Here is a 12,716-nt window from a genome sequence, read left to right as displayed (position 1 = left end):
AACCGGTGTCTTAAATGCTTGGTTCCGGGTGTCCCATAAACTTGGCAATTTGACGTGCCAACGTTGAACGCATTTGACGACGATCGACAATCATGTCGATAGCACCGTGATCAAGCAAAAACTCAGAACGTTGGAAACCTTCTGGAAGCTTCTCACGTACGGTTTGCTCAATAACGCGAGGACCAGCAAAACCAATCAATGCTTTCGGTTCACCGACATTGATATCACCTAGCATGGCTAAACTGGCGGATACACCACCCATGGTAGGATCGGTTAATACTGAAATAAACGGTAAGCCTTTTTCACTCATTTTAGCAAGGGCTGCACTTGTTTTCGCCATTTGCATCAATGACATCAAGGCTTCTTGCATACGAGCACCACCACTGGCGGAAAAACAAATCAATGGTAGGTCATGCTTAAGACACTCTTCAGCGGCTTTTACAAAACGCGCACCAACAACAGATGCCATTGAACCACCTAAGAATGAGAATTCAAAGGCGACGGCAACAACAGGCATACCTGCTAGTTCACCGCGCATTGCTACTAGCGCGTCTTTTTCGCCTGTCGCTTTTTGAGCAGCAGCGATACGATCTTTGTAGCGTTTTGAATCTTTAAACTTCAATTTGTCCTGAGGTTCAAACTCAGCACCAAGCTCAACTTTTTCACCGTGATCAAGGAAAGAGTCAAGACGCTTTCGTGCTGACAAACGCATGTGATGATCACATTTAGGACAAACGCCTAATACTCTTTCTAGCTCAGCTTTATATAAAACTGCGCCACATGAAGTACATTTCGTCCAAACACCTTCTGGAATATTGCGTTTGGCTGACGATGATTGTTTCGGTTTTGGTAGAATTTTTTCAATCCAACTCATAATTTCGCTATACCTAGTTATTGGTAATTCAATTGACCGCTAAAGCTAAAATGCAAGCCATCAATTTTTGTATATTTGGTAACCTATTGCCGCTATTGTAAAACAACAATGCCACAATTGTAAAAATTAGCGCCAATTTAACCACAAATCACTAGCCAATTTACAGCAAAAACTGGTCTGTTTTCTCGAAGTTTAATTCAAATGTACGCATTTTAACCAATTTTTACCAGATTAATATTCGACCTAAACAGATAAAAACAGCGGTCCTGGCTCTGGTTTTGGAATATTAAAATGCTCTGGATAATCAACGTCGACAAAATACAATCCGCCGGAAGGGGCAGTAATACCGGCCATACAGCGATTCCGTTGTGCAAGCACTTCTGAGATCCATTCGATAGACTCGACTCTTCGCCCGACTCGCATTAAGCTGCCAACAATGTTTCTCACCATATGATGTAAGAACGCATTGGCCTTTATGTCAACGATGACATAGGAACCCACTCGACTGACATTACAGTGCAATACGGTACGCAAAGGTGAGTTTGCTTGGCAATGAACGGTGCGATAAGAGGTAAAGTCGTGGGTACCCACCAATTGCTGTGCTGCTTGATGCATTAACTTTTCATCGAGCGGGTAATAACAAAAGCTCAAACCTTTGTGGAAAATTGCAGGACGACACGGGCTATTGTAGATAATGTACTTATATTGTCTCGCGGTCGCACTAAAGCGCGCGTGAAAGTCGTCATCGACGCGTTTGCCCCACTTAACCACGATGTCTTTAGGTAAGTTGGTATTGACCCCTAAGGTCCATGCACGCTCTTGACGGTCGACTGGTGATTCAAAATGGATGACCTGCCCTGTACCATGGACACCGGTATCGGTACGGCCTGCACATATGACTTCGGTCGGTTGATTAACAACCTTTGATAAAGCTTTTTCAAGCTCTTGTTGAACACTATTGACGTGATTCTGTCTTTGCCAACCACAATAATTACTGCCGTCGTATTCAATACCAAGTGCGAAACGCATACAAATACCTCTTAAAAAAATCGCGCGTACTATAGCAAGTAACGGCAATAAATACCACGTAGCAAATGAATCCAGCAATTATAGCAAGTGTGCGTTCTAAGAGTGTTAATGGACAAGGTATGGTCGCCACAAAACAGGCTGGTTTGTCATTTTTTTCAGTGTATGGCTTGCTTTATAAACACGATATCAATCGGGCCAGAAAACAAAAATGCCGACGATTGTCGGCATTTAATCAACATAACAAGGCAGACTATTTCATTGAATACAATAACTGCTGAGCTTGTTGTTGTTGCGCGGAATTGCCCAGCTTCATCACACTTTTAAGGATGACTGCGGCATTGTCTAAATCACCAATTTCAATGTATACCTGAGCAAGATCGAGCTTGGCATTAACGCCATGGCGATCATCATCAACATTGACTTTATTGACATTGCTAGTGAATTCTTGGAACTCGTCTAGGCCAACATCAATTTTATGATTGGCAAGCACTGCTTCATCAAGTTCTTCAGCAGCTTCCGACTCTTGAATCAGTTGTTCTACTGGCACAAAGTCGCGTTTTTCAACCGGTTCAGGTTTTTCGTCCTTGACAGTTACCGGTTCTTTTTTGTCGACCACGCGACGAAGTTGGGTAACATTACCAGCACTTGGTGCTTCTACCGTCTCAGCGGATATCTCTTCCAATAATTTATCAAACTCTACGTCATCGTAATCATTGATTTCTTTTACCGTCGCTTCTGCAGAGGCTTTTGATTCAGGCGTTTGTAATTGATTAAGAGGTTCTCGTGCCGAACGTAACTTCGCAGGCTTGGACTCTTCATCAAGCATGTCATCGATAATTTGCTCAATATCCAAATCATCTTCGCTCGCAGACATTTCCAGTTTAGGCTCTTCTTTAACTGTTTCTTTGGTCGAGTTAGGTACCAAAGACTTAAGCAATTCTTGATCGCTTAAAATAGGCTTACCTTGATCGCTGTTATTGCTAAAGTCCATATTAGAAAAGGCATTAGCGACATTGCTGTTTTCAGTATTTGCTTCTCCCGAATTGTCAGCAACATCTTCAACAACGTCTTCAACAACAGATAGTTTGACGCTGTCAGCAATACCTTGGGCAGGTACTTTTGCTACCGGCTCAGACACTTCTTTTGGTTGCGCAACTGATTTTTTAGGCGCTGGTTTATGGTCCTTGCCAGTCTTAGCAGTAACCTTGGCCTGAGCGTTAGCTGGTTTGGCTACTGGTTTGCTGATACTTGGTACGCTAGATGATTTACTAAGTGGTTTAACACTTTGCTTTTCACTTTCTAGCTTTTTACGGCGCGAGACCAATACAAACAAAATAACCACTAACGTGGCCAATATTAGATTACTGGTCCAAATAACAATAGGGTTAGAAAAGAAACCTTGTTGTTCAGCAGCAAGCTTTTTCTGCTCCGCTAATAACGCTTTATTACGTTGTTGGGTTTGTTCAATAATTTGCTGTTGTTGCTCTAACTGGCGTTCAATGCGTTCATTTTTTTCGACAGTTTGTGCTATTTCATACTGCAACGAAGAAATTCGATCATCAACGGCGCTTAAGCTTTCATTAATTTCGGCGCTTTCTTCACCTTGTTGCTCGTCATTCGCCGCAAACTGTTGTTCACTTTCTTGCGTTGTTGTTAATGGTTGTGCAATGGCAATGTCAGCTTCACTTGATTCAGCGCTTTGTTGTTGAGCAACGGCGACCGCGGTTGATTCTGCTGGCACCTGCGCATCGTTGTTTAAGTCTTCGGTAGCGCTTACATTTTCGCTCACTACGGCATCTTCAATAGCCACGATCTCATCTCTAAGATCTACATCACCGCTTACACCTGTGGCGGCATTTTCAGCAAGTTCGACATCATTAACTGCGCTGTCGGCATTGTCTACAAGACTAGCATCGCTTGGCGCGGCTTGTTGTGAGCGTTTTTGTTTGGCGATGTCATCGTATGGGTATGGTGGCACCTCACGAATCTCTGCTAATGTCGGGATTCGTAAAAACTGACCCGCTACCATAGTATTTATGTCATCACGTAAAAATGCGTTCGGGTTGTTTTTAAACAACGCCATCATCACCTGATAGTTTGAAACTGAGGTGTCAGGTCGGTGTTCAACGGCTATTTTCCATAGCGTATCAGTTTTTAAAATTGGCCCGTATACGGTTTTTTTATCAGCAACTAAGCCCTGTTCATTGGACACGACTTGACCCTTGCCATTAGCAAGAGCAGTAGTTTCAACTGAGGTGTCATTAGCCAATACAGTATTGGCAAACATAATAGCTAGCGCGGCAGGTATAGTGCAAAAACGAATGCGACCTGACTTCTTATTATTGGCCACCATGAATGAGATCCTTCCTTATTCGGCAGTGTCTTTATTGTTTGTCTGTCAATAGAAAAAGATACGGTTTCATAGATGTTATGAAGACGTTATCTGATTGGATACTATAAACCAGAACAGGGCGAGTTACTACAGATAATTTCGCCCTGTTTGGATTGCAAGGAGGGTCGTGGTTAAAGGTAGTCGCGGATTAAAACTTCAGCGATCTGTACACTGTTGGTCGCAGCGCCTTTACGCACGTTATCGGCAACAACCCACATATTAATGCCGTTAGGATGAGAGATATCTTCACGGATACGACCGACGAATGTATCGTCTTTACCACTTGCATCACTTACTTGTGTCGGAAAATCTTCGTCATTGTGTGCAACAACCACACCAGGTGCGTTGGCGAGGATTTCTTTCACTTCTTCGGCAGACGTTTGTTGACGAGTTTCGATATGAATCGCTTCACCATGACCATAAAATGCCGGCACACGAACCGCTGTTGGGTTAACTAGCACATTCTCGTCACCAAGAATTTTTTTCGTCTCCCAAACCATTTTCATTTCTTCTTTGGTATAGCCATTGTCCATAAACTTGTCGATTTGTGGAATCGAGTTAAAGGCGATTTGACGACTGAAGCTTTCGACTTTTACCGGCTTACCAGACAATAAATCAGCACATTGCTTAGCCAACTCTTCTATCGCTTCTTTACCTGCGCCAGATACCGATTGATAGGTACTGACATTGATACGGTCAATACCGACGGCATCATAAATTGGTTTTAGCGCCACCATCATTTGAATGGTTGAACAATTCGGGTTGGCAATGATGTTACGATTACGATACTCAGCCAATGCTTCTGGGTTTACTTCTGGCACCACCAACGGAATGTCTGGTTCATAACGAAACTCAGAGGTATTATCGATAACCACACAGCCTGCATCAGCCGCTATCGGGGCAAATTTTGCTGAAATGGCACCACCAGCTGAAAAGAACGCGATTTGTGCTTGGCTAAAATCGAAAGTGTCAGCATCAAGTACTTCAACGCTCTCACCGTTAAATTCAACCAATTCGCCCGCACTACGAGCACTAGCAAGAGGGTACAGCTTGTTGACAGGAAATTTTCGTTCTTCAAGAATCTCCATCATGTGCTTACCAACTAGGCCGGTCGCCCCTAATACTACAACATCAAATTTCTGTGCCATCGTTCTTCTCTGTTAATCCATCTCGTTAGTTATTGGTTTGGTGTTATTTAAACCCCAATTTGCGATATATTTCTGAACTATCGTGCAGTTCGGCGGTTAATTCTAGCGCACTAAATTCCCTTCTAACAGGGTAATTTTTACGTAAATAGTCAAAAGTTGTTAAAATCAGTTGTTGACGAAAAATTTTATCATCACGACGCACATCATATACTCGAAATATGGTGTCTTGCAGCATATTGCTTGAATCGACTTTATCTGACGCCGTAAACGCATGTTCGGGCAAAAAATCCGACAAGGTTTTGCGCGCTTCGCTATTAACTAATCTTGATAATGCCTGATACAACATTTCTGTGCCACGAGCTTTTCCTTCTAAGCTATAACCGGCGATATGAGCGGTAGCCAATTCGGTAAATTCTATTAAAGGCAGCAATGGATTAGGTTCATTTTCCCATACATCCAAAACCAAATGAGGCCCCTTGCCTTGTTGCTTTAAAGTCAACAGCGCTTGGTTATCGATAACCTCACCACGACAGGCATTGATAAGAATTTGCGATTCGCCTAGTCCAGCTAATCGCTTAGCATCAAACAAGTGCATAGTCGGGTATGGGCCTTGCACCGTTTTTGGTACATGCAAGGTAATGATGTCACACTGACATATCTCATCTAAGCTGACAAAACTGCGTTGATCGCCCTGCTCTTCGGCGATTGGGTCATGCAACACATAAGATACGCCTAACGCATCCAGTTTATTGGCAACAGCGGAGCCAGTATTACCCGCACCAAGAATACCGACGCGTTTGTCAGATAAATCGAAATCTTGCCTTTCGCTCATCACCATCATGGCACTGAGCACGTATTCGGCAACCGATATAGCGTTACAGCCCGGCGCATTGGTAAAGGGGATATTTCGAGAAGCCAAATACGCTTGGTCGATATGGTCAAAACCTATGGTTGCAGTGCCAACAAATTTAAGGCTGTTATTTAGACACAGTAATTGTTCATTGACCTGAGTGATGGATCTTACCAACAGCACATCGGCATCTTGCAGTTGCTCAGCCGTAACGTCGCGACCAGCAAACGAGTGCAGCTCACCAAATTCAGCAAAAAATTGTGCGGCGTATGGAATGTTTTCGTCGTAGTAAATTTGCACCTTGGCCTCAAGATAACTAACAGCATTTTATGGCGCCATTATAATTGAGCTAGAGCAGGATAAAAACCATAAAAAAAGCCGGTATCATACCGGCTTTGTTATTTTGACCTGAAGAGCACAAATATCGTGCGCCATTGTCATATCGATTTATGGTGTCGATATACGATGTTATAGAGAATGGATAAATACCATTAAGATTGCCGCAGGACAGACAAACTTGGTGTACCACGGCCAAACTTTCCAAAACAATGACGATTCAACCTCAGGATTACCTTGCTTGATTTCCACAAGCATGTCGTTTCGATTCCATATCCAACCCACAAAGACACAACACAACATAGCAATAATAGGTTGGCCATATTCGGTTGCGATCATTGCCACCAAATCCAACATAAAATCAAGATTGAAAATAATAACCACACTCATGGCGAAGATGATCAGGCCGATTAACGTGGTCGCTTTCTTGCGCTCTAGGTTATGACGTTCAACCGCATAAGACACCGGTCCTTCCAGCATCGAAATTGACGACGTTAGGGCAGCGATACTCATCAATACGAAAAAGGCAAAACCGACGAATAAACCAATTGCGCCCATGCCTTCAAATAAGCTCGGCAATACCGCAAACACCATGCTAGGACCTGAAATCAACGAGCCATCAGCAGCAAAGATTTGCACACCTTGGTGCTGGGCGACGTACATTGCCGGAATAATTAATAAGCCCGCCATAAAAGCGATAGTCACATCAATTAAGGTGACTTGTGCGCCCAATTTTACTAAGTTTTCTTTCTTGGAAATATAAGAGCCGTAGATAACCATAACACTGGTACCTAAAGACAATGAGAAGAATGCTTGCCCGAGTGCACTGATTAATAAGTCAGGTTCAAATACGCGGCTCATATCCGGTTGCAGATACGCACGTAGACCGTCTGTTGCCCCATCCAGCGTGATTACATAGAGAATCAATAAGATAAGCAAACCAATCAGCGCTGGCATTAATCGTTTCGACCACTTTTCAATGCCCTGCTCTACACCTTTACGAATAATAAAGATGGTTAGGAACATGAATACTGCAGCAAACAAAATATTGCGCACATGACCTTGAGTAATTACCCAGTCAGAAACAGATTGCATGCCCAACAGATTGGCCGCAGGTTCAACAGCATAAGACATCATCCAACCAGCAATGATGCCGTAAAAGCTAAGAATAAGACCGGCACAGATAACACCACCAAAACCAACGATAAAGGCGAAGCGTTTCTGCCACATATGACGCGACATTTTCTGCATCGATGTCACCGCATTAGCCTGACCATAACGACCAATGACCAGCTCTGCCATAAACGCTGGATAAGCGAGGCAGAACGCCAGAATCAAATAGACCAGAACAAAGGCTGCACCACCGTTAGTGGCGGTTTGTGTTGGAAATCCCCAAATATTTCCCAAACCAACCGCAGAGCCTGCGGCTGCAAGAATAAATCCTAATCGTGAGCTGAACTCACCGCGAGATGAAGCCATAACTTTTTATTTTCTTATAATAATTAAAATACAGCGCTTACCTTAACCAAACAATCAATACTTGGCAATCGGATAATTACCTTGAAATACCTATCTCAGATACTTTACACTGGGGCGATTACAATAGGTTAACAGTATAAATCGGCACACAAATGGGCAGTATGCATTTTGACCGACCGATTATTATTTTATCGGCACCTCGCTCCGGCAGTACATTGCTTTTTGAAACCCTTAAGAATGGCAAAGACATTTGCACCATTGGGGATGAAAGCCATGCCGTTATTGAGCACATTGCTAAATTCAGTACCGTCTATCGCGGCTTTGAATCAAACGCACTAACGGCAGATGATGTTGATGCTGAAAACGCTGCATTACTGAAGCAACGCTTTAGCGATAGATTAATTGACCGACACGGCCAAGCGATCAATAGCAGCAACCAAGACAGTGTACGTTTTTTAGAGAAAACGCCAAAAAATGCCTTACGCGTTGGCTTTCTAAATAAACTTTTCCCTGATGCGCTATTTGTTTATTTAGTCAGAGATCCACGAGCAAACATCGCCTCGATAATTGATGCCTGGATCAGTCAAAAATTCAGAACCTATCCCAACTTACCGGGTTTTAACGGCAAATGGTCGTTATTATTGCCACCTAACTGGCAATCAATGCAAGGTAAACGATTAGAGCAAATCGCGAGTTTTCAATGGCAAAGTGCCAATAACCATATCCTTGACGAGTTAGAAAAAATAGACCCTAGCCGGTGGATGATGGTGAACTATCAAGAGTTACTCGACAACCCGGCAACAACGGTAAATTCTATCTTGAATTTTGCCGGTCTAGCAGCAGATAAAGTAATGACCGAAAGCTTGCAACAAGGCTTACCGTTATCGCAGTACACCCTTAGCGCCCCAGACAAAAATAAATGGCACAAAAAAGCCGCTGTCTTGGCCAATGTCATGGCGGAAGGTGAAGATACGCTGCAACGAATTAACACCGTTTTACAGGGTCATGGCCAGCCCACCTTAGCAAATAATATTGACCAAGCACTTATAACAGCGACGCAAAAATCCCAGAGTTTACCTTCTGTGACGGCTGATAATGCGAATACAACCGTAAAGCCGGTATCCCGCAATTCGCCCTGCCCTTGCGGTTCAGGGCAGCGTTATAAGAACTGTCACGGCAAACTTAATTAAGAGTTAGGCAATGAAACTAGACCACGAATTTTATAAATTACCGCTTACCTTTGATGTTGAACGCCTTCAGCAAGAAGTGTTGATGCTCGATGAAAGTTACTGGAAAGCACACCATGAAGGCTTTAAAGGCAACATTGCGGTACCATTACTTAGCGTAAATGGTGAGGTGAACAATGACTTCAAAGGACCAATAAAAGAAACGGATGCACTGCAAAAGCTGCCTTATATTCGTCAAGTATTGGCGTCTTTTAATGAAGTATTTGGCCGTTCAAGATTAATGGCCTTAGAACCTGGCTGTGAAGTGCCGTTGCATACTGATATCAATTACCATTGGTATAAACGTGTGCGTATTCATATCCCTATCGTCACCACAGATACCGTTATGTTTCATTGCAACGACAAGCAAGTCAATATGAAAGCCGGTGAGTGTTGGATATTCGATTCTTGGAAGCATCATAAAGTCGTCAATGACAGTCATTTGCGTCGCATTCATCTGGTTATCGACACCCACGGTTCAGCTGATTTTTGGGACATGGTGAGCAAATCAGAAATTCCAGATTTACGAGCTAGCAGTCTCACCACCAAGCACCTTGATTTTGTCGCTGACAAGCAAGTTGCTATCGCAACCGAATTGCATAATCTGCCGGTGGTTATGTCACCAGGCGAACTGGATTTTATGATTTCGGAATTAAAACACGAAGTGAGAAGTGCGGACAATGAAGCGGCGAGCCAACAAGGTTTTTTCGCCATTCTAGATAAATTTGCACAAAACTGGCGTCATCTTTGGGGTCAGTTTGGCGCCACTGAAGCTGGTTGGGATAGCTATCATCAGTTACGAGATAAAACCTTCCAATTAGCACGAAACTACGATAATCGATTGCGCTTGAGTAACGATGGCAGCGCATTGCAAATGTTAATCCACTGTATTATCGACCCTGCACTTAATGTTGAAATCGCAAAATATTTCAATAACAACAGTGCGACCATAACACCGGCAACAAAATCAGTAACACCAGCAAAAACAGCAACCGCTAGAGCGCCTATTGAAAACGCTAGCTCTTCCGACGATAAGCCGGCGGCACCGATGAGTCGCAATAGCCCTTGCCCATGTGGCTCTGGGAAAAAATACAAACAATGCTGTGGCGCTTTATAAACAGCCTGCGAATATAACAACTAGCGTAAACAAAAAACCGCCTTATTGGCGGTTTTTTTATGTTGCTAATGCCACTTAAACGTCATTAATAACCGATCAGTTCGTTGGCTTTTTGCTCTAATAATGTCCAAGTTTGCTGTCCATCAATATAAGCCAAATACTGTTTTCCTGAGCCAATTGAACGATTATTAATAGGCTGTTTAACCTGACTGACACTTGGCGTTAATACCGCTTTTTTAGATTGATAAAACGTTAAACAACTTGGCTCAAAATCAAGTTCACAATAAGCCAGTAACTTTCTGGTTTGCGCTTCGGGTTCTGCAACCAATTCCTCATATCCTTGATTGACTAGCGCCGCGCCATAGAGATTACTCCATTGAAACATCAAACTTAGGTACCCTTGCCAATAAAAGCTTATTGCATTCACGTTATAGGAATAGTCATGGCCATTAGCAAAATACTGCTTATACACACTGAATGCGTTGTCCACTGGATTACGCACCATATTAATGACTTTAGCTTCAGGAAATAAGGTTTTGATTAAGCCAATGTGAATAAAGTTATTGGGGTTTTTATCGATAAACACCTCAACATCTGCCGCGAAATATTGACTGGCTTGTTGCAAGTATATGGCTCGGTAGTGAGCAATTTGCGCTGCGGTTAGGTTATTAATGCCATTACCATAACCATGCTTTTGAATCTGCATCGCAATCCGTTCGATATAAGGTAACTCATCGGTTGTGGTAACCTTTGAATGGGCTGCTAAGATTTGCTCGACCAAAGTCGTACCAGAGCGCGGCATACCAACAATAAATATAGGTCTAGGTTCGTCAGCAGTCGCTTTATAGGCGTTATTTACTTTAGCGTTAGAGATAAGATCTTTTATTAAACCAGCGTATGCATCCGCTCGAAAAGGTCGGTATTTGTGGATGATAGCGTTAGCCGATGACATATATTTAAATGCTTGTTCGAAGTCAGCCTGCTGTTCAAAGCTGCGAGCTAAGGCAAATAATATTAGCGCCCTATTGCCGGCATCTAGGCTGTCATCTGCAATCAATTGTTGCAGAGTGTTTTGTACTTGGCCATCAAAGCGATAATCTTTTAAGTCGGCCAAGCTCCAGTAGCCGTTGCCCTTCGCTGTTTCGGTTCGGTCAATAAACTGGAAATAATACTGAGCAGCTTGGCTTGAACTCCCCATTGCTTTATACACATGGCCCATATTTAAATAAACAAATGGGTTATCGGTGTTACTTGCCAACAGCGATTGTAAACTCTGCTGAGCCTCTGCTATTTGCCCTGCGGCCAACTGCGCCAAGGCGAGTGTGTAAACCACATCACTCGATTCAATGCCTTGCTGTATTAATGTTTTGCTTAGCTCGATAACCGTAAAATGCTGCTCAAGTTTAGCGGCATGCTCAACCTTAACCATCAAGCCCTGCTCGTCTTTACTGTCGATTGATAACACTGAGTCGGCATATTGCTGCATTAACATGGCATCTTGCTGTTGCACCGCGACAGCTAACATAACCTTTAGCGCTTCAAGGTTATCCTTTTGTTTACGCAGGACTTTTCTGGCATACATTGCCGCCGATGAAGACTGTCCTTGTTGTAGGCATTGCTTTGCTTGTTGCAGATGTTGTTGCACGACTTCTTGCATTTTGTGTTCTCAAAAAACAAAAGCTTACACCGAGGTATAAGCTTTTATGTTGTGTTAAGTAAGTGATTAATCTTTAAAGTTATTAAACTGAAACGATTGCTCTAACTCTGTGTCACGAACCAATGCCATGACCGCTTGTAGATCGTCTCGCTTCTTGCCTTGTACACGCAATTTATCGCCTTGAATAGAGGCTTGGACTTTAATTTTTGAGTCTTTAATAATCTTAACCAGCTTCTTAGCAACCGCTTGCTCAATGCCTACTTTAAACGAAACATTCTGGCTATAGGTTTTTCCGGTGTGATCCATACTGCCTAACGTCATTGCCTTAGCGTCAATTTTTCGTTTCGACAGCTGCGCTCGCAACATATCTAGCATTTGTTGTACTTGAAAATCGAATTCGGCTTTCACCTTTACATTCGGGTTTTTATATTCAAATGATGCTTCAACATTACGAAAATCAAATCGAGTGCTTAATTCACGAGTCGCATTTTCAGTGGCATTGCGCACTTCTTCCAGTTCGACTTCTGAAACAATATCAAATGATGGCATGGTTCATTCTCATGATTAATAAAATTGCTTTTAAGATTATCAAAGCCATAGCCTTTAGG

At 42.9% G+C, this 12,716-nt stretch carries 10 protein-coding genes; 2 read left to right on the top strand and 8 right to left on the bottom strand.

Going from position 1 to position 12,716, the window contains the following annotated elements; translation table 11 throughout:
• Window positions 1-10 precede the first annotated feature (10 nt).
• The 6 genes from accD to E2K93_RS13300 all read right to left on the bottom strand — a co-directional run bounded on the left by accD (window position 11) and on the right by E2K93_RS13300 (window position 8,108).
• Window positions 11-874: an acetyl-CoA carboxylase, carboxyltransferase subunit beta gene (accD, locus tag E2K93_RS13325; protein ID WP_135439575.1), complete on the bottom strand. Its 864-nt coding sequence runs from the start codon at window positions 872-874 to the stop codon at window positions 11-13.
• A 243-nt stretch (window positions 875-1,117) separates the two neighbouring features.
• A complete protein-coding gene (gene truA / locus E2K93_RS13320) occupies window positions 1,118-1,903 on the bottom strand; it encodes a tRNA pseudouridine(38-40) synthase TruA (protein ID WP_135439574.1) in 786 nt (261 codons plus the stop codon).
• Window positions 1,904-2,153: 250 nt separating this feature from the next.
• Window positions 2,154-4,256: a FimV/HubP family polar landmark protein gene (locus E2K93_RS13315; protein ID WP_135439572.1), complete on the bottom strand. Its 2,103-nt coding sequence runs from the start codon at window positions 4,254-4,256 to the stop codon at window positions 2,154-2,156.
• A 170-nt stretch (window positions 4,257-4,426) separates the two neighbouring features.
• The gene (locus tag E2K93_RS13310) at window positions 4,427-5,443 is read right to left on the bottom strand and encodes an aspartate-semialdehyde dehydrogenase (protein WP_135439570.1); all 1,017 of its coding nucleotides are present in this window, start codon (window positions 5,441-5,443) and stop codon (window positions 4,427-4,429) included.
• Window positions 5,444-5,486: 43 nt separating this feature from the next.
• Window positions 5,487-6,593, bottom strand: coding sequence for a 4-phosphoerythronate dehydrogenase (locus E2K93_RS13305; RefSeq protein ID WP_135439568.1), 1,107 nt, complete (start codon window positions 6,591-6,593; stop codon window positions 5,487-5,489).
• A 168-nt stretch (window positions 6,594-6,761) separates the two neighbouring features.
• Entirely contained in the window at window positions 6,762-8,108 is a 1,347-nt protein-coding gene (locus tag E2K93_RS13300) for a sodium-dependent transporter (RefSeq protein WP_135439567.1), read from the bottom strand.
• A 152-nt stretch (window positions 8,109-8,260) separates the two neighbouring features.
• Between E2K93_RS13300 and E2K93_RS13295 the strand changes: the two genes are divergently transcribed.
• Together E2K93_RS13295 and E2K93_RS13290 are read left to right on the top strand one after the other, a co-directional pair.
• Window positions 8,261-9,298: a sulfotransferase family protein gene (locus tag E2K93_RS13295; RefSeq protein ID WP_228445307.1), complete on the top strand. Its 1,038-nt coding sequence runs from the start codon at window positions 8,261-8,263 to the stop codon at window positions 9,296-9,298.
• 10 nt (window positions 9,299-9,308) lie between these two features.
• Window positions 9,309-10,451 (top strand): aspartyl/asparaginyl beta-hydroxylase domain-containing protein, encoded by a 1,143-nt coding sequence (locus E2K93_RS13290; RefSeq protein ID WP_135439566.1) that lies wholly within the window; start codon window positions 9,309-9,311, stop codon window positions 10,449-10,451.
• An 85-nt stretch (window positions 10,452-10,536) separates the two neighbouring features.
• Here the strand turns inward: E2K93_RS13290 and E2K93_RS13285 are convergent, their stop codons facing one another.
• Together E2K93_RS13285 and E2K93_RS13280 are read right to left on the bottom strand one after the other, a co-directional pair.
• Window positions 10,537-12,108, bottom strand: coding sequence for a tetratricopeptide repeat-containing sulfotransferase family protein (locus E2K93_RS13285; RefSeq protein WP_135439564.1), 1,572 nt, complete (start codon window positions 12,106-12,108; stop codon window positions 10,537-10,539).
• 66 nt (window positions 12,109-12,174) lie between these two features.
• Window positions 12,175-12,657, bottom strand: a complete 483-nt coding sequence (locus E2K93_RS13280) for a YajQ family cyclic di-GMP-binding protein (RefSeq protein WP_135439563.1) — start codon at window positions 12,655-12,657, stop codon at window positions 12,175-12,177.
• Window positions 12,658-12,716 lie beyond the last annotated feature (59 nt).

It is taken from the genome of Thalassotalea sp. HSM 43 (genome assembly GCF_004752005.1).
Classification (GTDB): Bacteria; Pseudomonadota; Gammaproteobacteria; order Enterobacterales; family Alteromonadaceae; genus Thalassotalea_A.
The sequence above is the reverse complement of the archived record's forward strand: the minus strand, read 5'-3'. Positions and strand labels throughout refer to the sequence as shown.